The organism is Cupriavidus sp. TMH.W2, assembly GCF_050847365.1.
Taxonomy (GTDB): domain Bacteria; phylum Pseudomonadota; class Gammaproteobacteria; order Burkholderiales; family Burkholderiaceae; genus Cupriavidus.
Map to the genome: position 1 here is coordinate 130451 of NZ_CP193792.1, position 22609 is coordinate 153059.

General features: G+C 67.4%; 24 protein-coding genes. 13 read left to right on the plus strand and 11 right to left on the minus strand.

All coding sequences use genetic code 11. From position 1 onward, the window contains the following. Positions 1-3 precede the first annotated feature (3 nt). A complete protein-coding gene (locus ACREYQ_RS00580) occupies positions 4-1074 on the plus strand; it encodes a tyrosine recombinase XerC (RefSeq protein ID WP_432258884.1) in 1071 nt (356 codons plus the stop codon). Position 1075: 1 nt separating this feature from the next. On the opposite strand, the gene ACREYQ_RS00585 is transcribed toward ACREYQ_RS00580, so the two are convergent. Next, the gene (locus tag ACREYQ_RS00585; protein ID WP_432258885.1) at positions 1076-2032 is read right to left on the minus strand and encodes a transcriptional regulator GcvA; all 957 of its coding nucleotides are present in this window, start codon (positions 2030-2032) and stop codon (positions 1076-1078) included. A gap of 248 nt (positions 2033-2280) precedes the next feature. Here ACREYQ_RS00585 and ACREYQ_RS00590 point away from each other — a divergent pair, with 248 nt between their 5' ends. From ACREYQ_RS00590 to lipA, 3 genes are all read left to right on the plus strand, one after another. Next, entirely contained in the window at positions 2281-2649 is a 369-nt protein-coding gene (locus ACREYQ_RS00590) for a DUF2917 domain-containing protein (RefSeq protein ID WP_432258886.1), read from the plus strand. 170 nt (positions 2650-2819) lie between these two features. Continuing rightward, entirely contained in the window at positions 2820-3548 is a 729-nt protein-coding gene (lipB, locus tag ACREYQ_RS00595; RefSeq protein WP_432258887.1) for a lipoyl(octanoyl) transferase LipB, read from the plus strand. A gap of 41 nt (positions 3549-3589) precedes the next feature. Beyond that, on the plus strand, positions 3590-4585 hold the full coding sequence (gene lipA, locus ACREYQ_RS00600) for a lipoyl synthase (protein ID WP_432258888.1): 996 nt from the start codon (positions 3590-3592) through the stop codon (positions 4583-4585). On the opposite strand, the gene ACREYQ_RS00605 is transcribed toward lipA, so the two are convergent. The 4 genes from ACREYQ_RS00605 to ACREYQ_RS00620 form a co-directional block, all read right to left on the minus strand. Beyond that, entirely contained in the window at positions 4567-4854 is a 288-nt protein-coding gene (locus tag ACREYQ_RS00605; RefSeq protein WP_432258889.1) for a hypothetical protein, read from the minus strand. The two genes, lipA and ACREYQ_RS00605, sit on opposite strands and share 19 nt — an antisense overlap. Further along, positions 4851-6403, minus strand: a protein-coding gene (locus ACREYQ_RS00610; RefSeq protein ID WP_432258890.1) for an IS3 family transposase whose coding sequence is annotated in 2 segments (ribosomal slippage) — positions 4851-5917 and positions 5917-6403 — 1554 coding nt in all. Because the reading frame shifts where the segments join, the coding sequence is not laid out codon by codon here. Before ACREYQ_RS00610 ends, ACREYQ_RS00605 begins: the two co-directional genes overlap by 4 nt. A gap of 670 nt (positions 6404-7073) precedes the next feature. Beyond that, positions 7074-8222 (minus strand): integrase core domain-containing protein, encoded by a 1149-nt coding sequence (locus tag ACREYQ_RS00615; protein ID WP_432258891.1) that lies wholly within the window; start codon positions 8220-8222, stop codon positions 7074-7076. A gap of 404 nt (positions 8223-8626) precedes the next feature. Beyond that, positions 8627-9652, minus strand: coding sequence for an IS110 family transposase (locus ACREYQ_RS00620; protein ID WP_432257737.1), 1026 nt, complete (start codon positions 9650-9652; stop codon positions 8627-8629). A gap of 438 nt (positions 9653-10090) precedes the next feature. Here ACREYQ_RS00620 and pxpB point away from each other — a divergent pair, with 438 nt between their 5' ends. The 6 genes from pxpB (at position 10091) to pcp (ending at position 15014) form a co-directional block, all read left to right on the plus strand. Then, the gene (pxpB, locus tag ACREYQ_RS00625; protein WP_432258892.1) at positions 10091-10738 is read left to right on the plus strand and encodes a 5-oxoprolinase subunit PxpB; all 648 of its coding nucleotides are present in this window, start codon (positions 10091-10093) and stop codon (positions 10736-10738) included. Further along, the gene (locus ACREYQ_RS00630; RefSeq protein ID WP_432258893.1) at positions 10735-11754 is read left to right on the plus strand and encodes a biotin-dependent carboxyltransferase family protein; all 1020 of its coding nucleotides are present in this window, start codon (positions 10735-10737) and stop codon (positions 11752-11754) included. The genes pxpB and ACREYQ_RS00630 overlap by 4 nt, the downstream gene beginning before the upstream one ends. A 55-nt stretch (positions 11755-11809) precedes the next feature. Continuing rightward, a complete protein-coding gene (pxpA, locus tag ACREYQ_RS00635; protein ID WP_432258894.1) occupies positions 11810-12550 on the plus strand; it encodes a 5-oxoprolinase subunit PxpA in 741 nt (246 codons plus the stop codon). 99 nt (positions 12551-12649) lie between these two features. Continuing rightward, complete coding sequence (locus ACREYQ_RS00640; protein ID WP_432258895.1) at positions 12650-13387, plus strand: DUF969 domain-containing protein; 738 nt, start codon at positions 12650-12652, stop codon at positions 13385-13387. A 10-nt stretch (positions 13388-13397) separates the two neighbouring features. Then, positions 13398-14348: a DUF979 domain-containing protein gene (locus ACREYQ_RS00645; protein ID WP_432258896.1), complete on the plus strand. Its 951-nt coding sequence runs from the start codon at positions 13398-13400 to the stop codon at positions 14346-14348. Between the two features lie 15 nt (positions 14349-14363). Further along, entirely contained in the window at positions 14364-15014 is a 651-nt protein-coding gene (gene pcp, locus ACREYQ_RS00650) for a pyroglutamyl-peptidase I (protein WP_432258897.1), read from the plus strand. An 8-nt stretch (positions 15015-15022) separates the two neighbouring features. Here pcp and ACREYQ_RS00655 read toward each other — a convergent pair whose 3' ends face one another. From ACREYQ_RS00655 to ACREYQ_RS00675, 5 genes are read right to left on the minus strand one after another with little or no spacing between them, the layout of a single operon-like run. Further along, on the minus strand, positions 15023-16279 hold the full coding sequence (locus ACREYQ_RS00655) for a VanZ family protein (RefSeq protein WP_432258898.1): 1257 nt from the start codon (positions 16277-16279) through the stop codon (positions 15023-15025). 19 nt (positions 16280-16298) lie between these two features. Continuing rightward, entirely contained in the window at positions 16299-16940 is a 642-nt protein-coding gene (locus ACREYQ_RS00660) for an ABC-type transport auxiliary lipoprotein family protein (RefSeq protein ID WP_432258899.1), read from the minus strand. 43 nt (positions 16941-16983) lie between these two features. Next, positions 16984-17925: an MlaD family protein gene (locus ACREYQ_RS00665; protein ID WP_432258900.1), complete on the minus strand. Its 942-nt coding sequence runs from the start codon at positions 17923-17925 to the stop codon at positions 16984-16986. Continuing rightward, positions 17922-18779 (minus strand): ABC transporter ATP-binding protein, encoded by an 858-nt coding sequence (locus ACREYQ_RS00670; protein WP_432258901.1) that lies wholly within the window; start codon positions 18777-18779, stop codon positions 17922-17924. The genes ACREYQ_RS00665 and ACREYQ_RS00670 overlap by 4 nt, the downstream gene beginning before the upstream one ends. After that, positions 18776-19912: an MlaE family ABC transporter permease gene (locus ACREYQ_RS00675; RefSeq protein ID WP_432258902.1), complete on the minus strand. Its 1137-nt coding sequence runs from the start codon at positions 19910-19912 to the stop codon at positions 18776-18778. Before ACREYQ_RS00675 ends, ACREYQ_RS00670 begins: the two co-directional genes overlap by 4 nt. 171 nt (positions 19913-20083) lie before the next feature. Between ACREYQ_RS00675 and ACREYQ_RS00680 the strand changes: the two genes are divergently transcribed. Genes ACREYQ_RS00680 through ACREYQ_RS00690 form a run of 3 tightly spaced genes read left to right on the plus strand, consistent with a single transcriptional unit; the run spans position 20084 to position 22079 of the window. After that, positions 20084-20956: a biotin--[acetyl-CoA-carboxylase] ligase gene (locus tag ACREYQ_RS00680; RefSeq protein WP_432258903.1), complete on the plus strand. Its 873-nt coding sequence runs from the start codon at positions 20084-20086 to the stop codon at positions 20954-20956. After that, positions 20953-21798 carry a type III pantothenate kinase gene (locus ACREYQ_RS00685; protein ID WP_432258904.1) on the plus strand — a complete coding sequence of 282 codons (846 nt, stop codon included), beginning with the start codon at positions 20953-20955 and terminating at the stop codon, positions 21796-21798. The genes ACREYQ_RS00680 and ACREYQ_RS00685 overlap by 4 nt, the downstream gene beginning before the upstream one ends. Positions 21799-21857: 59 nt before the next feature. Beyond that, positions 21858-22079 (plus strand): hypothetical protein, encoded by a 222-nt coding sequence (locus ACREYQ_RS00690; protein WP_432258905.1) that lies wholly within the window; start codon positions 21858-21860, stop codon positions 22077-22079. A 2-nt stretch (positions 22080-22081) separates the two neighbouring features. On the opposite strand, the gene rfaE2 is transcribed toward ACREYQ_RS00690, so the two are convergent. After that, entirely contained in the window at positions 22082-22576 is a 495-nt protein-coding gene (gene rfaE2 / locus ACREYQ_RS00695; protein WP_432258906.1) for a D-glycero-beta-D-manno-heptose 1-phosphate adenylyltransferase, read from the minus strand. Between the last annotated feature and the right edge of the window lie 33 nt (positions 22577-22609).

The window sequence follows — 22609 nt, forward strand, 5'->3', positions numbered from 1 at the left end:
CCCATGAGCGCGCGCCGGCCGCCCCGCCATGCCGTGGTGGACCTTGCGCCTGCCGGCGACGAACCGCCGCCGGCACCCGATCCGCTGGTCGCGCGCTACCTCGACTGGCTGCGCGGCAGCCGCAAGCTCGCCGGGCACACGCTGACCAGCTACAGCCGCGACCTGCGCGTGCTGCAAGAGCTTGCGGCGCGCTATGCGCCTGGCGTGGCCCTGCTGGCACTGCAGACCCACCATATCCGCAACTTTGCCGCGCGGCTGCATGGCGCCGGCCTGGCCGGCACCAGCATCGCGCGCACCTTGTCGGCGTGGCGTGGTTTCTTCCAGTGGGCGGCGCGTCACGGCCATGGCGTCGCGGTGAATCCGGTCGACGGCGTGCGCGCGCCGCGTTCAGGCCACGCCTTGCCCAAGGCGCTGTCGGTCGAGCACGCGGTGGCGCTGGTCGCGCATCCTGCCGGCACCGATGCCCAGGCGTTGCGCGACCATGCGGTCTACGAACTGTTCTATTCAAGCGGGCTGCGGCTGTCCGAGCTGGTGCAGCTGGACCTGCGCTATACCGATGCCGACGGCTACCGCTCCAGCGGCTGGCTTGACCTGGCCGGCGCGGAAGTCACCGTGACCGGCAAGGGTTCGCGCCAGCGCTCGGTGCCGGTCGGCAGCAAAGCCATCGAGGCGCTGCATGCCTGGCTGGCGCTGCGCGAAACACTGCTGCGCCCCGGCGCCCCGCCGGAAGACGCCAGCGCACTGTTCCTCGGTCCGCGCGGGCGGCGCCTGTCGATGCGCACTGTGCAGTTGCGGCTCAAGCAGCAGGCGCTGCGTGCCGGCGTGCCGGCCGATGTGCATCCGCATATGCTGCGGCATTCGTTCGCCACCCACGTGCTGCAGTCCTCCGGCGACCTGCGCGCGGTGCAGGAGATGCTGGGCCACGCCAGCATCTCGACCACGCAGGTCTATACCGCGCTTGATTTCCAGCACCTCGCGAAGGTCTACGACAAGGCCCATCCGCGCGCGGGGCGGGCGCGCGCCAAGCCGGCGCCGGACGCCGCTGCCGACCCCGGCGCAACGCCGGAAGACTAACTCACTCCCACTGCGCCAGCACTTCGCGGAAGCGCTCGATTTCGGGCAGCAGCCAGCCGCGGAACGCCTGCACCTTGGGCAGGTTCAATGAGCCCGGTGCGCACACGAAATGCAGCAGCCACGGACACGGGATGCTGACATCGAACAGCCGCGCCACGCGCCCGGCCAGGAGGTCGTTATAGGCCAGCGACGAGCGGATCAGCGCAATGCCCTGGCCTTCGGACGCCGCCTGCAGCAGCAGCGAGGAATCTTCCAGCAGCAGCCCCTTGCGCGGTTCCGGCCAGTCCAGGCCGGCGGCCTCGAACCAGGGCTTCCACGGATCGCCCTCGCCGCGCAGCAACGGCAGCCCGGCCATGTCCTGCGGCCGTTCGGGCAGGCGCCCGCCATTGAAGCCGGGGCTGCAGACCGGGAAGAAGACGTCGTCCAGCAGCCGTTCCACGTACAGGCCGGGATAATCGCCGCTGCCCATGCGCAGCGCGATATCGACCTCTTCATGGGCGAAATTGACCAGCGTGTTCGACGACAGCAGCTCCACATCCAGTTCCGGGTGGCGCTCGATAAAGCTGCCGATGCGCGGTGTCAGCCAGCGCGCGGCGAACGATGGCATGGTGCTGATGGTCAGGCGCTTGTCGCGGTTGCCGGCCTGGAGCGCGCGCGTGGCATCGGCGATCTGCAGCAGAGCGTCACGCACGCGCTCGGCGTAGAGGCGCCCGGCCGGCGTCAGCGCCACGCGCTTGCCGTGGCGCTCGAACAGCGGCATGCCCAGCTCGTCTTCCAGCGCGCGGATCTGGTGGCTGACCGCGCCGTGCGTGACAAACAGCTCCGTGGCCGCGCGCGAAAAGCTCTCGTGCCGCGCCGCGGCCTCGAACGCGCGCAGCGCGGTCAGCGCCGGCAGGCGCGGCAATTCGCGGTGCCAGCCGCGCGGCAGGTCCTTTTCCCAGGCGCTCTTCCAGGCCATGGCGGTCTCCAGGCGGTCGTGTGTATGTGAATTTGTCTAACAAGAACAAAGAAAATATATCGTTTTGATAGTGGTCGGGCAATCACTAATATTCCATCACCGGCCCCCGCAGTAGTTATTTACTTCATGGCGATATTCATAGGATTTAACTGGCCTGGTCCCCTTGCCGGGCCAGTTCCGGTGCCCCGCCGCCAATTCGTACTGCGTCTGGCGCATCCTCGCCGAGGCCGGCTGAACGGAGAACCACCATGAAAACCGTGCTCACAACGACTGTGTTCACCCTGAATCCTGGCGAAGTCACTACGCTGTCGGTGCATGCTGCCCAGCGCCTGCATGTCGAAGAGGCTCGCGGCACCGACGTATGGCTGACCCGCGAGAACGATTCGGAGGACTACTGGCTGCGTTGTGGCGGTAGCCTGCTGCTGCGCCCGGGTGACGAGGTGGTGCTGAGCGTAGACCCGCGTGCGGAGCACCCGGTGCGGCTGGCCCTGATCGCCGAAGCCCGCCGCCCGGCGCTGGCGCTGGCCGACGTGCCGCACCTGGTGTACCGCAGCCTGCGCCGCCTGATTCGAGGCACGGACTGGACGCCTAACCAGGACCAGGTCACCGCATCCTGAGGCAAAGCCCGGCGGGGCATCGTCCGCATCACACCGCAGCCGCACGCATCTGCGCCTGGTCTGGTCGCGTGACGCATCGGACGATTCCCGCCGGCCAGTGCCCTGAGCGGGTAACAGAAGTGACCGAGGCAGGGCCGGCGCAAGCTGGCCCTTTTCGTTACACTCTCGCCATGCATCCGATTCAAGTCATCGAACGCGGCCGCGAGGACTATCAGCCGTGTTTCGACGCGATGCGCGCCTTCACCGCCGCACGCACGCCCGAGACGTCTGACCAGATCTGGCTGGTCGAGCATCCGCCGGTCTACACCCTGGGCCAGGCGGGCGACCCCGCACATCTGCTGGCCCCGGACGAACAGATTCCGGTGGTGCAGATCGATCGCGGCGGGCAGATCACTTATCACGGTCCCGGCCAGGTCGTGGCCTACCTGCTGCTGGATCTGCGCCGCCGCCGCCTGATGGTGCGCGAGCTGGTGCATGGCATCGAGCAGGCGGTGCTGGACACGCTCGCGGCGTATAATCTCGCAGCCGAACGCAAGCCCGGCGCCCCCGGCATCTACCTGTCCGACGGGCCGCACCAGGGCGCCAAGATTGCCGCGCTCGGCCTCAAGATCCGCAACGGCTGCAGCTACCACGGCGTCAGCCTTAATGTGCAGATGGACCTGGCGCCGTTCCTGCGCATCAATCCCTGCGGCTATGCCGGGCTGGAAACAGTCGACATGGCCACCGCGGGGGCCGCCTGCCCGGTGGCGGATGCCGATGGCGCCCCATTGCCCGTGACCGCGGCAAAACAACCCGAAATCGCGCAGCGCCTGGCGGCTGCATTGTGCGAGGTGCTGGCAGCGCACGAAGCTCGCGTGCTGGCGGCTGAAGAAGCTGCCGCCCCGGCCCTGGCCTCCTAGTCAAAAAGCGAAATGCACGCCGAGCGCGTGCGGAGAAATGTATGAGCGACGCCCTGATCGCCACTTCCAGCGAAGCCCCGCAATCCCCCGCGGAGCAGTACGACCCGACCCGCAAGCAGAAGTCGGCCGACAAGACCGCACGCATCCCCATCAAGATCGTGCCGGCCGAAAAGCTCAAGAAGCCGGACTGGATCCGCGTGAAGGCCGCCACCGGCAATTCGCGTTTCTATGAGATCAAGGACATCCTGCGCGCCAACAACCTGGTGACGGTGTGCGAGGAAGCCAGCTGCCCCAATATCGGCGAGTGCTTCGGCAAGGGCACCGCCACCTTCATGATCATGGGCGACAAGTGCACGCGCCGCTGCCCGTTCTGCGACGTGGGCCACGGCCGCCCCGATCCGCTGGACGTGAATGAGCCGGGCAACCTGGCCCGCACCATCGCCCAGCTCAAGCTCAACTATGTGGTGATCACCAGCGTCGACCGCGACGACCTGCGCGACGGCGGTGCCCAGCACTACGTCGACTGCATCTCGCAGACGCGCGAGCTGTCGCCCATCACCCGCATCGAAGTGCTGGTGCCGGACTTCCGCGGCCGCCTGGACAAGGCGCTGGACATCCTGCAGGCATGCCCGCCGGACGTGATGAACCACAATATGGAAACCGTGCCGCGCCTGTACAAGCAGGCCCGCCCGGGCGCTGACTATGAGCACTCGCTCAAGCTGCTGCAGGAATTCAAGCGCCGCAACCCGAACGTGCCGACCAAGTCGGGCCTGATGGTTGGCCTGGGCGAGACCGACGAGGAAATCCTCCAGGTCATGCGCGACATGCGGGCCCACGATATCGACATGCTGACCATCGGCCAGTACCTGGCGCCGTCGAACCACCACCTGCCGGTGCTGCGCTACGTGCATCCCGACACCTTCAAGATGTTCGAGGAAGAGGCTTACAAGATGGGCTTCACCCACGCTGCCGTGGGCGCGATGGTGCGGAGTTCGTACCATGCGGATCAGCAGGCGCATCAGGCGGGGTTTGCTTGATTTTTGGGGTTGTCTGTTGATGGAATGAAAAACGGCCGGGATTCCCGGCCGTTTTTCATTGGTTTTTGGGCTTGCTGCCGTGTGGTCGGTTGTTGCTCTTGGCAGGGGTGGCTGTTTTGTTGGGGTGGGTGGGGCTTTTGCTGGTTGGCTTGGTTTTGTAGGTCGGGTTTGATGTTGTCGTAGGTTTTACGGCCTGGTTCCGCCCTGCTGGGCGGGTCACTTTTTGTCCGAGCGGTGTGTGTCAAGGTAGTTGTCGCGTTCGCCGTCATGCAGCTTTCCGGTATTCCTTGGGTTCCTGTTCAGCTCGCTCGGGGTTCAGGTAGACCACTGGCTCCAGCTTCCAATTCCGGATTCCCCGCGACCAGCGCTGCGGATGTCGGGTGCGGGCTGCCTGATACAGCATCGTGCGTCGCGCCAGCAGGGGCACCGCTTCCTCGCGGTGCCGCTGGTTCGGCGTGACGTACTTCAGGCCACTGTGGCGGTGCTCCTCGTTGTACCAGTGCACGAACCGATGGACCCAATCGCGCGCTTGCTGCAGCGTATCGAATGGCCGATCCGGCCACAGCGGGCAATACTTGGCTGTGCGGAACAGCGCTTCTGCGTAAGCGTTGTCATTGCTCACGCGCGGGCGACTGTATGAGGGCTGCACGCCCAGGTAACCCATCGTCGCCAGCATCGTCCCTCCTTTCATGACGCTGCCATTGTCCGAATGCAGCACCAGCGGCCGCCCGGCGGTCTGCTCGCGCAGGCAGCCTAGCGACAGCAGTTGGCTGGCATGTTCAGCCGATTCGCTCTCGTGCACCTCGTTGACTACCAGCTTGCGGCTGTAGATGTCCTGCATCATGTACCAGTAAAAGAAGCGACCTTTCACCGTCGTGGGCATCCACGTGATGTCCCAGCACCACACCTGGTTCGGTCCGTCGGCGCGGTGTGTAGTCAGCGGGCGCGAGGACTTGGCATTGTGGCTGCGCCCGCGCCGGCGCGCCTGGCCTTCGGCCTTGAGCACGCGGTAGAACGTCGACTCCGAGGCCACATAGCGGCCTTCGTCGGCCAGCTTCGGCACGATCTGGTGCGGCGTCAGGCTCTCGTAGCCGCGCTGGTTGGCCGCGGCCAGCACGGCCTGCCGCTCCGCCTCGCTGAGCTTATTGGCCGGCACTGGGCGCTGCGCGCCCGGGCGGCCATCCGCAGGCACATGACGCCAGCGCTGCAAGGTGCGCTCGTTCAGGCCCAACTCCCTGCAGGCGCTGGCTTGACGCGCACCGCTCTTTACCGCTTCATCGATCAACATGATGGCTTCGCGGCGATCCGAGACGTTGATCAGTCCTCCTCGTCCCTTCCCCAGATCGCCTCGGCTTTTTTTCGCAGCACCAGCAGCGCCGCTGTCTCCGCCAGCGCCGCATTCTTGCGCTTGAGTTCGCGCTCCAGATCGCGGATCCGTTTCTGGGCAGTCTCTTCCTCGCGGCGCTGCGCCAGGCCGGGCTTGGCCAGCGTCTTCGCGTTAGCCTGCTCACAGGCGGCGCGCCACTGCCGGATCTGTTCCGGCTGAATGCCCTTCCTGCGGCAGTATTCGGACAGCTCCGCCTCGCTCAGGGGCGCTGTCTCCAGCACCACCCGGAACTTGTCCGCACTTGACCACTTGTCACTCTGCTTGCCGTTGCCTGGCACAACCTGTCCTTGCTCTCGGGCTTCGTTGCGCCACGTACGCAGGCTCACCGTCGTGACACCCGTCTCCTTGGCCAACTCCACAACCGACCGATTCAAGGGCGGCATCATCTGCTCAACCACCCATTCCTTGTACTCCGCCGGATAACGCTTCATCTTCCAACCGTTACCGCCCTCCATTGTCCTTCATCGAAAGGCGGCGAGGCGACAACTATCCTGACATGGAGGGGAGCGACAAAAAGTAACCAAAAAACGCGTCGCCTCTGGCGGCTGGCCACCAATTCCACGGTGTTGGTGGGTCGGGCGGCGGTGATTTCCGTTCAGTGGGGTAGGTGGTTCAACCCTGCTACGCTCCTGGGATGTGCCTTGCGTCCAGGGACTATTGGACGAACCCGACTCTAGGCTATTGGCAGCCTGCTAACTACGGCGTCGGTCGGACGCCTACGGCTGCGCTGCGCGCACGTCCTAACGTGGCAGAACCAGCGGCCACGTCCTGATTGCCGCTGTTGGCCCGGCATCATCCGCGACAACGCCGTGCGAGCGCAGCGACGCACTCCGTGCCCGAGCCCCCGACCTACGATACTGAGTGCGCGCAGCGCAGCCGTAGGCGTCCTACCGATAACCTCGTTAGAAGGCTGCCAATAGCCTAAAGTCGGGTTCGTCCAATAGTCCGTGGAAGCAGGCACATCCCGGGAGCGTAGCAGGCCTGAACCACCTACCCCATCGAACGGAAATCACCGCCGCCCGAACCACCCACACCGTGGAATGGGTGGCCAGCCGCCTGAGGCGTGTACGGGACAACCACATGGGTAACAAACGAGTTCACTCACATGGGTAACACTTTGAGACTTAGATAGCGCTTGCGGTTGTGGCGTTCATCTATTCCTCCAATCACGATTGGGCCGAAGTGAACATGCCAGACGCCATCGTCGATCGCCTCCAGTCCCACCAGTTCTCCTCGCAGCAAGTGTCCGACATACATCACCACGTTGTGGCGGTAGAGCAAACCGGCGGTGCTCACTCGGTACGTCTCCATGTAGCTTGGATAGCTCATCTCCGGCAGCCGGCTCGGATACTCCCGATTCGATGAGGTGTAGCAGCTGTGCGGCGTCTGCTGGCCCAGCGCTTCGTGTGGGCGCTGTTCGTTATAGAAGCGCCGGAACGCATCCATGCGCCGTTGCTGCGCCGCCAGCGTCGCCGCTGGCGGCAACGCCGTCGCGCGCTTGAGCGTGCGGTGCATGCGCTCGTGCCTGCCGTTCTGCTCCGGATGCCCGGGCGCAATCCGCTCCGGCACAATCCCCAGCTTCAGCCACCAGATCGACAGCTGCGACAGTCCTCCACACCCCGTGGACGCGAACGGCACGCCGTTGTCGGTGCGCAGCCGGTCCGGCAACCCATAACGCCGGAACAGCCGCTTGAACACCGACTTCGTCGGCGCCAGCCGCGGGCCGGCCAGGCCCTTGCAACTCAGCAGGTAACGGCTGGCGTGGTCCATCACCGTGAGCGGATAGCACCAGCACTGGTCCGCCGTCAGGAACTGTCCCTTGAAGTCCGCACTCCACAGCGCGTTCGGCTCGCGCGGCGAGCGCAGCGGCGTGCCATACCGCATCACCCGTCGGCGCTTGCGTTGCGGATCGATCCGGCCCGCTGCCTTCAGGATGTTGTAGATGGTCGTGCGCGAGGGTATCTCTGCCTCGCCAAACCGTTCGGCCAGGCGCTGCTGGATCTTCTTCGGCCCCAGCTCCATCCCGCCTTGCCCGCGCAGTTCCAGGATCGCCTGGCGGATCGGATAGGCGATCCGCTCCTGCGCATGGCGGCTGCGGCTGTGGTCCGCGAGCCCACTGGCGCCTTCATTGGCGTAACGATCGATCCACTTGTAGCCAGTCTTGCGGCTGATGCCATAGCGCTCGCACAGCGCGCTGACGCTGTCCGCGCGGCGCAGGTGCTCGGCAATGAACAGAAGTCGTTGGTCCATAGGTTTGAGCTCACTCCAGGGCATGGGCGCCTCCCTTTGGCTGTCGCCCATGCAGGGTAGAAAACTGTTACCTATGTGCTTGAACTGTTCTGTTACCTATGTGGGTGAGTCGTACCGGCGACGCGTTTTTGGTTACTTATATGAACGCGCCCCGGTTTGCAAGGTAAAGCCAACATCAGGCTTGGACAGGATTGGCTGCAGACTTATATCCGGCCTTGCGGTGCAGGCCTGGCCTGCAGGCCCTGATGGATTTCGCCGGGAGTGTCCCTATCTTTTGGCCGTGCTTTGAGCACCAGTAACCAATTGGGCTTGCACTCCCGCGGTCCAACCTGTTTTGCCATCACGTGGACATTACCCTCGCAACCTGTGGACGGGTTCCTTGCTTGCTAGCTCAGGCCTGCCCGCTAGGCAGGCCTGACCGAGACGTAGTCTCGGTCATAGGTGCGGTCGTGGACCAACAGGGCCCAGATGGTACGCACCGTCTTGTTAGCCAGGGCAACAGCCGCGACGTTTTTCGGCCGTCGCTGGGCGAGCATCAGGCTCCAGCCGGGCTGGTTCTTTCTGCGCAGATGACTCAGCACGACCCGAGCGCCGTGAATCAGCAAGGTGCGCAGATAGGGGTCGCCGCGTTTGCTGATGCCGCTCAGCCAGACCTTGCCGCCGGTGCCGGTCTGTTTGGGCACTAGGCCAAGATAAGCCGCCAGTTGGCGCCCGGACTTGAAGGTGTGCGCGTCGCCAATGGTGGCAACCATGGCCGTGGCGGTAAGCATGCCGATGCCGGGAATGGCCAAAATCGTTTTGCAGGCCTGACTTTGCCGACCCCAGGTATCAATGCGTTGATCCAGGCGAGCTATCTCTTGATCGAGCCGTTCGATGCTTTGCAATTGTTCGCGCACGAACTCGAACAGCAAGGGCGGCACGTCCTGTTCGATTTCGTCCATTCGTTGCACGATTTCCTGCAGGCCAATCCGTAGCCCGGGACGGATCCGGATTCCGAACTCAAACAACGTGCCGCGCAATTGGTTGACCAGCATGGTGCGCATCTTCACGCGCAGCTGGCGCATGGCGTGCAGGCTGAGCACGCACTGTTGCGGCTCGGTCTTCGGGGCCACGAACGGCATCCCGGGCTGCTGCGCCGCGGTCCAGATAGCCTTGGCATCGGCCGCATCGGTTTTGTTCGTCTGCACGAACGGTCGCACGTACCTGGCGTGCAGCAGCACTGGCTCATGACCCAAGGCTTGCAGTTGGCGGGCCCACCAGTGCGCGCTGCCACATGCTTCGAGCGCGATACGTCCGGGCTCGCGATTCGCGAGAAACTCCAGCAGCTTGGGCCGGCTGAAGCGGCGGTTGGAACACTTGCCGGAAGGCTCGACCCAATAGAGCTGGAAGACAGTCTTTGCAATATCCAGGCCGTAAGTCGTAGTATTCATCTCGGGTCCCTCCATCCTCGCGTGGTTGGTGACACTCCCACTCTGGCACATCGATGCCGTTTCGTGATGGGGGACCCGCCTATCCTGTCACGTTTCCCCGGATGCACAACTGAACTACCGGCGCCTTTGATCGGAGGGCCGGGGCGCGTTCATTCCATCTTTTGTCGCTCGGACAAAAGTGACCCGCCCAGCAGGGCGGAACCAGGCCGTCCAACCTACGACAACATCAAACCCGACCTACAAAACCAAGCCAACCAGCTGCAGACCAGCCGGCCACCCCCAGCAAAACAGCCCAAGCCCTAAGGGTCATCCCTGACTATTTCCCCACTCAACCTTTCGATATGATGAATTCATCGATAAATTATCGATGAAATACAAACACGTCACATTTTCGCCTCGCCTGCCTAAACTGGTAGCAAGTGCACTACCGGGACTCCCATGAACTGCACCATCCACCGACTCGCCGAGCAGGCGCTGCTGTACAGCGTGGCTCCTCCCGCCTCGCTGGAAGTCCAGCGCCGGATCTGGGCGATGGCGGCCCGGGCCGCGGACTGGCGTGGTGTGGTGGATGTGGTGCCAGGCATGAACAACCTGACGGTGATCTTCGACGGCAGCGCCGATGTGGATGCGCTGGAGCGCAACCTGAAGCTCGCGTGGGCCTCGGGCGAGACGCGCAATGCCACCGGCAGGCTGGTGGAGATCCCGGTGCGCTACGGCGGCGAACATGGCCCGGACCTGGGCGACGTGGCGGCCCATACTGGCCTCACGCCGCAGGAAGTGGTGCGCCGCCACGTGGCGGGCGAGTACGTCGTCTACTTCCTGGGCTTCCAGCCCGGCTTTGCCTATATGGGCGGGCTGGCACCGGAACTGGCCACGCCGCGCCGGCGTGAGCCCCGGGTGGCCGTGCCGGCCGGGTCGGTCGGCATTGGCGGCGAGCAGACCGGCGTGTATCCGGCGGTGCTGCCGGGCGGCTGGCAACTGATCGGGCGCACCGAAGCCGAACTCTTCGTGGCCGACCGCGATCCGCCGTCCCTGTTCGCGCCCGGCGACACCGTGCGCTTTGTCGCCGAGGAAATCGTCGCGTGATTGAGATCATTCGCCCCGGCGCGCTCGCCTCGGTGCAGGACCTGGGCCGTACCGGCTTTCGCCGGTTTGGCGTCGGCCGCTGCGGGGCGATGGACGCGCTGGCGGTGGAGGTGGGCAACCGCCTGCTCGGCAATGCGCCGGGCTGCGCTGTGATTGAATTCACGCTGGGCCGCGCAGCGCTGCGCTTTCTTGCCGATATGCGCGTGGCGCTGGCCGGTGCCGAATGCGGCGCCAACCTGGACGGCGTGCCGGTGTGGTCATGGCATGCCTTCGATGTGCACAAGGGCGAGACGCTGACGCTGCCGTCGACGCGCGGCGGCACGCGCGTGTACCTGTGCGTGGCAGGGGGCATAGCGGTCGACCCGGTGATGGGATCGCGCAGCACCGACCTGAAATCCGGCTTCGGCGGACTGGCCGGACGCGCGCTGCAGGAGGGCGACCGTTTGCCCGCGGGGCGCCCGGGGCTGGCGGCCGAGACCGACTGGATCGGCGTGCAGGCGCCGGCATGGGCGCTGCCCGCTGCCGTCGAGGGCAAGGCCACGGCGATCCGCATGCTGCCCGGCCCGGAATACGAGGACTTTGACGCGCCATCGCAGGCTGCGCTGTGGCAGGCGGACTGGACCGTCACGCCCAACAGCAACCGCATCGGGCTGCGCCTGAACGGGCCCGCGCTGGCGCGGCGCGCCGAATGCAGCGCCGACCTGCTGTCGCATGGCGTGGTGCCAGGCGTGATGCAGGTGCCGCCGGGCGGCCAGCCGATCGCGCTGATGGCCGATGCGCAGACCACCGGCGGCTATCCCAAGATCGGCGTGGTGATCGGCGCGGACCTGTGGCGGCTGGCGCAGGTGCCGCTGGCGGCGCCGGTGCGCTTTGTGCAGGTGACGCTGGCGCAGGCAGAGGCGGCGCAGGCCGAGCTGGCGCGCTACCTGCGCCAGATCGACCAGGCGCTGCAGTGGCAGGGCGATGGCATGCCCATCGCCGCGCGGCGGCGCGCACATACTCGCGTGGCGGCATAAGCGCGCACGCACAACAGCAATCGGGCGACGCAATGCGCCGCACAGGAGAAAGGCAATGCAGATCGATTTGAACGCTGACCTTGGCGAAGGCTGTGACAACGACGAGGCGCTGCTGGCGCTGATCAGTTCGGCCAATATCGCATGCGGCTGGCACGCGGGCGACGCGGCCACCATGGCGCAGACCGTGAAGTGGGCGCTGGAGCACGGCGTGGCGATCGGGGCGCACCCGAGCTACCCCGACCGCGAGAACTTCGGCCGCACCGAGATGCAGCGCGACCCGGAACACGTTTATGCCGACGTGCTGTACCAGATCGGCGCGCTCGACGCGATCGTGCGCGCGCAAGGCGGCGAGTTGCACCACGTCAAGCCGCACGGCGCGCTGTACAACCAGGCCGCGCGCGATCCGGCGCTGGCCCGCGCCATCGTGCGCGCGGTGCGCGACTTCGACTCCGACCTGGTCTTCTTCGGCCTGGCCGGCAGCCAGATGATCAGCGTGGCAAAAGAGGCCGGCCTGCGCGTCAGGCAGGAGGTCTTTGCCGACCGCGGCTACAACCCCGACGGCACGCTGGTCAGGCGCGGCACGCCGGGCGCGCTGCACGAGGACGAGGAAGCCGCGCTGAACCAGACCCTGACCATGGTGCGCGAAAAGCGCGTGCGCGCCATCGACGGCACTTGGGTACCGATTCAAGCCGAAACCGTGTGCCTGCACGGCGACGGCGCCCACGCGCTGGCCTTTGCGCGCCGCATCCGGGAACGGCTGGGGGCAGAGGGCATCGCGATCCGCGCCGGCGACTGAACGCTATGCGTCAATCGCCAGCATTCACCGCGGGCGGCCCCGTCGTGCTGTAAGACGGCTGCCGTCCGTTGCCTCCATCACACTCGCTTGGTGTCTCTCATGGAACAGGCCGTCAATCTCTGGCCCCTTGTCGGGGTCGGCGTCATCATCATCGGCTTCGTGCTGCGCTTCAATCCCATGCTGGTGGTGGTGCTCGCCGCGCTGGCCACGGGGCTGGCCGCGCCGATGCCGCTGATGCAGATCTTCTCTGCAATCGGCACCGCCTTCGTCAAGGCGCGCAACCTGCCGCTGATCATCCTGCTGCCGCTGACCGTGATCGGCCTGCTGGAGCGGCACGGGCTGCGCGAGCATGCGCAGGCGTGGATCGCGCGCATTGCCTCGGCCACGGTCGGCCGGCTGCTGATCGTCTACCTGGGCGTGCGCGAGCTGACCGCCGCGGTCGGACTGACCAGCCTGGGCGGCCATCCGCAGATGGTGCGCCCGCTGCTGGCGCCGATGGCCGAGGGCGCGGCCGAGAACCGCTTCGGCCACCTGCCCGAGCCGGTGCGCCAGCGCGTGCTGGCCTTCTGCGCCGCTACCGACAACGTGGGCCTGTTCTTCGGCGAGGATATCTTCGTGGCGTTCGGCGCGATCGCGCTGATGCACACCTTCCTGCTGTCGTCGAACATCGACGTGGAGCCGCTGCGTATTGCCGTGTGGGGCATTCCCACCGCGATCTGCGCCTTCCTGATCCATGCCGTGCGCCTGAAGCGCCTGGACGGCTGGCTCGAGCGCGAGCTGGGCGGCAAGGCTGCCGCATCCGCCGCGGCCGCCGCAACGCCCAAGAGCGGCGAATAAGGAGCGCGCCATGATCATTTCCATCGAATATCTCTACTGGCTCGCCGGCCTGGTGCTGGCGATCACCGCGCTGTTGACCTTCGCCGACCGCGAGCATCCGCGCCGCTTCAGCACCGGCCTGTTCTGGCTGCTGTACGCGATCGTGTTCCTGGCTGGCGACCGGCTGCCGCCGGCCGCGGTCGGCATCGGCGCGGTGGTGATGGCGCTGATTGCGGGCTTTGGCGGCGTTGGCCACGGCAAGCATGAGAGCCTGCCCGAGGAAGAACGCCGTGCCAGCGCGCGCCGCCTGGGCAACAAGCTGTTTATTCCGGCGCTGCTGATCCCGCTGGTGACCGTGATCGGCACCATGCTGTTCAAGGACGTCAAGGTCGCCGGCTTGCCGCTGCTCGATCCCAAGAACGTGACCTTCGTCTCGCTGGGGATCGGCTGCCTGATCTCGCTGGCGGTGGTGTGCTGGCTCACGCGCGACACCGTGGCGCAGGGCCTGCGCGAATCGCGCCGGCTGACCGAGTCGCTGGGCTGGGCGCTGGTGCTGCCGCAGATGCTGGCGATGCTGGGCCTGGTGTTTGCCGACGCGGGCGTGGGCAAGGCCGTGGCGCACCTGACCACCGCCTATATCAACATGGACTACAAGCTGGTGGCGGTGGCGGTCTATTGCGTGGGCATGGCGCTGTTCACGGTGATCATGGGCAATGGCTTCGCCGCATTCCCGGTGATGACCGGCGGTGTGGGCGTGCCCATCCTGGTCGGCATGTTCGGCGGCAACCCGGCGGTGATGGCGGCGATCGGCATGTTCTCGGGCTATTGCGGCACGCTGATGACGCCGATGGCGGCCAACTTCAATATCGTGCCGGCGGCGCTGCTGGAACTCGACGACAAGAACGCCGTGATCCGCGCGCAGGTGCCGACCGCGCTGGCGATCCTGGTGGCCAATATCGCGCTGCTGTACTTCCTGATGTAACCGTGGAGCCCTGCCATGCGTACCGTGCTGCTGACCGGCTTCGAGCCGTTCGAGAATGAACCGGTCAATCCGTCATGGGAGGCGGTGCGCGCCCTTGACGGCGAACGCGTCGGCGACGCGGTGATCGTGGCGCGCCAGCTGCCGTGCGTGTTCGGCGCGGCGATCGACGCCATCGGCGAGCTGGTCGATGGGCTGCGCCCCGCGCTGGTGATCGCCGTGGGCCAGGCCGGCGGGCGCGCCGAGATCTCGGTCGAGCGCGTGGCGATCAATGTCGACGATGCGCGCATTGCCGACAACGCCGGCGCCCAGCCCATCGATACCGCCATTGCCCCGGACGGCCCCGCCGCCTACTTTGCCACGCTGCCGATCAAGGCGATGGTGCGCGACATGCGCGCGGCGGGCGTGCCGGCCTCGGTGTCGCAGACTGCCGGCACCTTCGTCTGCAACCATGTCTTCTACGGACTGATGCACCGGCTGGCGCGGCAGCCGGGCGAGGACGTGCGCGGCGGCTTTATCCACATTCCCTACCTGCCCGAGCAGGCGGCGCGCCATCCGGGCCAGCCGAGCCTGGCGCAGGAAACGCTGGTGAAGGGGTTGCGCGCGGCGGTGGCGACGGCGCTGTCGACCCGCGCCGATGTGCGCGAGCAAGGCGGGCAGCTGCACTAGCCACCGCGCTATTCCTGCGTAGTACCGGCCGCGGCCGCCTCACGGCGTGCCGCGGCCTTCTTTTTCAAGGCATGGCGGCGCAGGCTGACCTGTTCGAAGCGCCAGATCACATAGCAGAACGCCAGGAACGGCCACAGCCAGCCCAGCCATTGCGCCAGGCTGTTGAAGTGGATGAAGCGGCCCATGCGCCAGCCTTGTTCCGAGATCCACGCGTAGGGGTTGGATGGCAGCACGTTGGTCAGCGCCACCAGCACGACCAGCGCCACCATTGCCAGGATCGCGCGCAGCCAGCGCGGCAGGTACAGCAGCAGCGCCAGCACCAGCGAACTGGTCAGCAGGGCAAAGCGCCCGCCCTCCGACAGCCAGACAAAGGCGCTTTCGGTGGGAAACTGCAGCTCGGCCGCGGTGGCCTTGAGCAACAGCGCGGCGGCCAGCAGGCCTGCCAGGATACGCAGCATCGGCGCGCTGCGCCGCATCGCGATCGAGGCGAACAGGCCCGTGCCGATCCAGCTGCTGGCGGTCACCAGCGATTCCAGCAACTGCTGGCTCTGCATGTCCTCGGGCCGCAGGCCGATATTGCCCTGCCAGGCCTCCAGCTGCGGGAACAGCATCTGCAGCACCTGCATCGGCCACGATTCCGGGTCGGTCAGCCATTCGCGCACGATGCTGCCCATGCCGAACAGGTGCTCTTGCGGAAACACCTGGGCGAACGGCCACAGCATCAGCAGGATGATGGCAAAGCTGGCATGCGGCTCGAACCAGGCCTGGCGCAGCCGCGTCAGCCGGCCGTCGTCGATCAGCATGTGCGTGAATGGCGCCACCACGGCGCCCCCAAGCAGCGCGCCCAGCGCGTTGGTGATCAGGTCGATATTTGACGATATGCGGCTTGGCAGCCAGGTCTGGAGGGCTTCCATGCAGGTGGACAGCAGCGCCCCGGCCACCAGCGCCACCAGCGTGGCGCGCCCGCCCGACATGCGCGGATGCAGCGACAGCACCACCAGCGCGCCGAACGGGACGTACCCGAGCACATTGGTCAGCAGGTCGAACTCCGTGATGTAGCGCGGCTTGGGCGCGGTCAGGAAGGCAAAGGGCGAGACGCCGTTGTCGACCCAGCCCGAGAACGGGTACAGGCTGGCGTACACCACCAGCAGCGTGAAGCAGAGCAGCCCCACGCGGGCCAGCGGCGAGTGCTGCGGGCCGGAGGGTTCAGGCGTTGGCTGAGCCGCCGGGGGCGGCGCGGAGGGCGGCGGGGGAGCCGGCTCCATGGCAATTTTCCTTGCGGTTTTACTTTAGCTCCAGCGTGCCGGTCCAGTCGAGCAGCGCCGCGATCACCGCGTCGCTGGCCTCGGCCAGCGCCTTGACGCCGCCGGCGCCATCGGCGCTGGCCGCGGGCCGGCGCGCCTCGAAGGTCTGCTGGCCGATCATGCCCTGGCGGTACACCGTGGCGCGCAGGCGCACCACGCCCTGGCTGGTGGTGGCGCTGTCGAATACCTGCTCGAACCCCAGCAGGTCCACCTTGAGGGCCGGCACGCTGGTGTCGCCGGACCAGGCCAGCGCGCCCTGCGCCGACACGGCTTCGCGCAGCCGGCTGTCGAACAGGCGTGTGGGCGACATCACCCAGCGCTGCGTGGCGTAGGCCTGCAGCCGCTGCGCCTGTGCGTACTGGAGCCGGTAGTAGAGGGCGTTGCCCTCCAGCCAGTCCGGGCCATCGGTCTGCGCCACCCGCAGCTTGGGCAGTTTTGCTGCCGCGGTGTTCCCGGCGGCGGCCGCCGGACCCAGGTCGTAGGTCACGGTGGGCGTGCCGTGTGTCAGGGCGCAGCCCGGCAGCGCGAGCGCGGCGGCGGTCACCAGCAACGCGACCAGGCGGACTGACAGGAAAGTGGGAGCGGGTCGGCGCAGGCTTGGCATCTTGGTCGCAGGGGTCACGGCGATGTCTCGGCAGTGGCGATTGATGGAGGCGCGCACACGGCTATGGCGCGTTGAAGCCGGATTCGCCCGGGCCCGGCGTGGGCGCGGGCGCGCCGAACAGCACGCTGCTCGGGCTTTCATCGAAGCGGCCGGCGGCGCGCTCGAAGCTGCGCGCGGTCTGGCGCGCGTCGCGCGCGAGGCCATTGAGCTGCGGCAGCGTTTCCTGGCTGAAGTTGCCGGCGGCGGTCTGCACCGAGGCGGCCGCGCCCTGCATGTCGCGCCCGACGCTGTCGACGGTGCGCATCACCGTGCCGTTGGGGTTGGCCACTTCCTGCGTCAGGCGCCGGGTCGATTCCAGCGTCGCATTCAGGTTCTCGGCCACCTTGGGCAGCCGGTTGGCGGCCGGGGCCAGCGAATCGGACAGCCGCGAGTAGTCGTCGGCGGTCTTGTGCACCGAGCGGATCGTCGCCATCAGCTCGTCACGGTTGGCGCCCTGGAACATGTCGTTGAGCGAGGCCATTATGGTCTCGACCTGCGTCAGCAGCGAGTCGCCGCGCTTTTCCAGCTCTTCGAAGAAGCCCGGCCGCATGGCGATGCGCGCCACCGCCTTGGGCGAGGTCGGCAGCGGCGGCGAGGTCCCGGCGCCATCGTGCGCGGCGGCGTCGTCGAGCTGCACGTAGGCGATCCCGGTCACGCCCTGGAACCCCAGCGTGCCATAGGTGGTGCGCGTGATCGGCGTGTCCTTGTTGACGGTGACGCGCACAATGATCTGGCCCGGCACCTGCGGGTCGAACTTGATCGATTCGACCTTGCCCACCGCAAGCCCGCGGTATTTCACGTCGCCCTGCGGCTGCAGGCCGTTGACGGTGGAACGCGTGATCAGGTCATACGGCACGCGCACGGCATGGTCGCTGCTGAACCAGAAGATCGCGAACAGCACCAGCACGGCCAGGCCGATGGTGAACACGCCGGCAAGGAATGCGTGTGACTTGTTTTCCATCATGCTTCTCCAGGGGGCGCCATATCCCGTGACTGCGGCTGCCCGTTCGGCGGCAGCGCCTGCATGGCGCGCTGGGCGCGATCGCCCAGGAAATACTCGCGGATGAAGGGGTGGTCCACCTTCACCACTTCCGGGATCGGCGCGGCGGCGATCACCTTGTGGTCGGCCAGCACCGCGACCCGGTCGGACAGCGCCACCAGCGTGTCCAGGTCGTGCGTGATCATCACCACGGTCAGGCCCAGTTCGCGGCGCAGCTCGCGGATCAGCGCCACGTAGTCGTCCGAGGCCATCGGGTCCAGCCCCGCCGTGGGCTCGTCCAGGAACAGCAGTTCGGGCTCGAGCGCCAGCGCGCGCGCCAGCGCCACGCGCTTGATCATGCCGCCGGACAGGTCCGACGGCATCTTGTCGGCATCGCGCGCCGACAGCCCCACCAGTTGCAGCTTGAGCATGGCCGCCTGGCAGATCAGGTTGTCGGGCAGCGCGCGCAGTTCGCGCAGGGGCAGCGCGATATTGTCGATCACCGACAGCGCCGAGAACAGCGCGCCGCGCTGGAACTGCAGCCCCCAGCGGTTGCGCAGCACTTGCAGTTGCGCCGGGCGCAGCCGGGTCGGGTCTTCGCCGAACACCTTGATGGTGCCCGAGGTGGGCCGCTCCAGCCCCACGATCTGGCGCAGCAGCACGGTCTTGCCGCTGCCCGAGCCGCCCACGACCGACAGCACCTCGTCGCGGTAGACGTCCAGGTTCACATGGTCATGCACCACCGCCTTGCCGAAGCGCTTGACCAGGTCGCGCACCTCGATGACCGGGGTGCGGTCCGGCGCGCGTTCCGGGGTAGCGTTCGCTTGCGCCGCGTTCACAGGCCCACGTCCTTGAACAGGATGGCGAAGACCGCGTCGGCCAGGATCACGATGGTGATCGCGGTCACCACCGAGGCGGTGGTGCCTTCGCCAAGGCTTTGCGTGTTGGGCTTGATGCGCAGCCCGAAGTGGCAAGCGGTCAGCGCGATCAGGATGCCGAACACCACGCCCTTGCCCAGACCCAGCCACAGGTTGGCCACTGGCACCGCATCGGGCAGCTCGCGCAGGAAGAAGGTGGCGCTGATGCCCAGTTGCGCGCGCGCGGCCAGCATGCCGCCGGCCAGCGCCATCACGTCGGTCCAGGCCACCAGCAGCGGCATGGCGATGGCCAGCGCGATCACGCGCGGCATGATCAGCCGGAAGCCGTGCGAGATGCCCATCACGCGCATCGCATCCAGCTCCTCGGTCACGCGCATCACGCCGATCTGCGCGGTGATGGCCGAACCCGAGCGCCCCGCGATCAGGATCGCCGCCAGCACCGGCCCCAGCTCGCGGATCACCGCCATGCCGAGGATGTTGACGATGAAAGTGCTGGCGCCAAAGATGCGCAGCTGGTTGGCCGACAGGTACGACAGCACGATGCCGATCAGGAAGCCCACCAGCGCCGTGATCCCCAGTGCCTTGTAGCCGACGTTGTAGATGTTGGCCGAGATCTCGCGCCAGGGGCCGCGCTGCGGCATGCGCGCGAAGCGCATCAGGTCGAAGGCCAGCTGGCCCAGCATGGCGACGCCTCTGCCCAGTTGCGCGCCGAACGACAGCACGTTGGCCCCGAACAGCGTGACCGGGTTGAAGCGGTCCACCATGTGCTTCTTCCAGCCCTCGTTCTGCACCGCCGCGATGCGCTCGAAGACGCGGCGCTGGCCCTCGCTGGCATCCAGCCGTTGCGGCAGCGCGCCGTTCCAGGCCTGCCACAGCAACTGGCCGCCGATATGGTCCAGCCGCTCGACCCCGGCCAGCGACCATTGCGCGCTGTCCGGCGCCTGCGCCAGCTCGTGCAGCTGCGCGCGCAATTGCCGCGCCTGGTGGCAGCCGGCCAGGGCGAGCGCGGTCCAGTCGCCACGCAGCGCTACGCTGACGGTTCCGTCCCCGCGCGTGATATCGAAATCTGGCGTCGTCTGGCGTTCCAAGGGCATGCGATGTGATGGCCGAGTCTCGATTCTAAGCCACCCGCCGCGCTGGCGCGACCGCGCCGTGCCGAAGCTGCGGCACGGCTACAATGCGGCATCTGCCGCAGGCACCTGGACCGCACCTTGTTCGCGCCTGTGTTTTCCACGATCGCCATCGATCCAAGTCCTTTGCCGCACATGTCCGCCGTTCCTCCGACTCCATCCGATCTTCCCGCCGCTTCATGGCGCATCGATGCCGGCGCGCTGCGGGCCATGCTGTCGCCCGCGTTGCGCGGCTGGACGCTGGAGCTGGTCGAGGAAACCGGCTCGACCAATGCCGATCTCACCGCGGCCTGCCGCCAGGCACCGTGGTCCGACGCGGGCAGGCTGCGCCTGGCCTACCGCCAGACCGCCGGGCGCGGACGCCAGGGCCGGCCGTGGCAGGGGCAGGCGGGCATGACGTTCTCGGTGGCGCTGCCGCTGGCGCTGGCGCCAGCGCAGCTGAGCGGCCTGAGCCTGGCCGTGGGCCTGGCGCTGGCCGAGGCCCTGGGCGATGTCGATGCGGGGCTGGGCGCGCGCCTTGGCCTGAAGTGGCCCAATGACCTGCAGATCGATGGCCGCAAGCTGGCTGGCATCCTGATCGAGTCGGTGCCGGCCGGGCCGCGGCAAGTCTGGGCTGTGATCGGCATCGGCCTGAACCTGGTGCGCGATGCACAGATGGAGGCGGCGCTGGGCCGCGAACTGGCCGGCGTGGCCGAGGCCATGCCCGGCTTCGATGCGCAGCGCGATGCGCCGCGCCTGCTGGCCGCGCTGCTGGAACGGCTGGCGGCGATGCGCACGGACTTCCTCGCGCACGGCTTTGCGCCGATGGCGCGGCGCTGGTCCGCCGCCGATGCCTATCGCGACCAGCCGGTGCGGCTGCTGCACGACGGCAAGGTGATCGCCGAAGGCATGGCCCGCGGCGTCGACGAAGCCGGCCACCTGCTGCTGGAGACGCCCGCGGGGCTTGAGCGCATTGCCAGCGGCGAGCTGTCGCTGCGGGCTGCCCCGGGGCAGGGAGACGCCGCATGAGCGCGCCGCGGTTGCTGCTGATCGATATCGGCAATACCCGCCTCAAGTGGGCCTGGTGCGAAGCCGGTGCCGCGCTGCCCGCCACGGGCGCGCTGCCCACGCCATGGCAGCACGGCGGCGCGGTGGCGCATGCGGACGAGGGCGCGCTGCAGACGCTGGCGGCTGAGCTGCGCGCGCTGCGCGCAAGCGGTCCGATGCCGTCGGTGTGGATCAGCAATGTGGCCGGGCCGGTCATTGCCGCCGCCGTCGATGCCGCGCTGGTCGATGCCTGCGGTGGCTGCGCGCCGGTGCAGTGGGTGCGCAGCGCCGCCGCGCACGGCGACCTGGCCAATGGTTATCGCGAGCCCACCCAGCTGGGCGTGGACCGCTGGGTCGGCGCGGTCGGCGCGCACCGCTGGCTGCCGCGCGACACGCTGCTGGTGGTGACTGCAGGCACCGCCACCACGCTCGATATCGTCACCGTGGGCGCCGACGGCAGTGCGTGCTTCGAAGGCGGCCTGATCCTGCCCGGCCTGGCGCTGATGCTGGGCACGCTGGCGCGCAACACGGCGCAGTTGCCGTCGCTGGACGTCGGCGATGCCGGCAGCGTGGCCGGCGCGCAGCGGCGCTGGGCCGACAACACGCACGACGCCATCGCCGCGGGCTGCCTGGCCGCGCAGGCCGGCGCCATCGAACGCACCTGGCGCGCGCTCGGTGAGCGCGCCCTGGATGCCCGCCCCGCGCGCTGCCTGCTGTCCGGCGGGGCCCGCGGCGCGCTGGCGGGGGCGCTCGCGGTGCCGTTCGAGATGCACGATAATCTGGTGCTGCTCGGCCTGCATGCGATGGCATTGGCCGGCGCCTAGACGCATCAGCCTGCCCACGCACCCACGCACATCCACACGCACCGTTCCGGCCCCGAATCATGACCACACCCGGCCAGTCCGATCCGCCACGCTCGCTGCGCATTGCGCTGGTGTTGCTGCTATGCGCCAATGCCTTGCTGCTGGCGGCGGTGCTCGGCGCATTCGGTGCGAACCCGCTGTCCGGATGGTTTGAAACGCCGCGCGAACCGCAGCGGCTGGAGCAGCAGGTGCGCGGCGAACGGATGCAGCTGCAGCCGCCGGGATCCGTGCCGGCGTCGTAGGCTCAGCTGCCCTGGCGCACTTTGCTCAGCAGCTTGGTGGTCGAGCGGTCGTGCAGGAAGGGAATGGCGCAGGCCTGGCCGCCCCAGCTGCGCACCAGCCGGGTTTCTTCCAGCGTGTCGATCTCGTAATCGCCGCCCTTGACGTAGATGTCGGGGCGCACCAGGCGGATCAGCTCCACCGGCGTCTGTTCGCGGAACATCGCCACCAGGTCGACCGATTCCAGTGCGGCCAGCAGCGCCATGCGGTCCGATTCATGGTTCAGCGGGCGGTCGTCGCCCTTGCCCAGCATCTTCACGGAAGCATCGCTGTTGACCCCGACCACCAGGCTCGCGCCCAGTGCGCGCGCCTGTGCCAGGTAGGTGGCATGGCCGCGGTGCAGGATATCGAACACGCCGTTGGTGAACACCAGCGGGCGCGGCAACGCAGCGATGCGCGCGGCCAGCGTGGCGGGGTTGTCGGGCAGGGTCAGCTTGGCTTCGAAAGCGGGTACGGACATGGATCGGCATCTGAAGGTGGAGGCCGGCCCCGT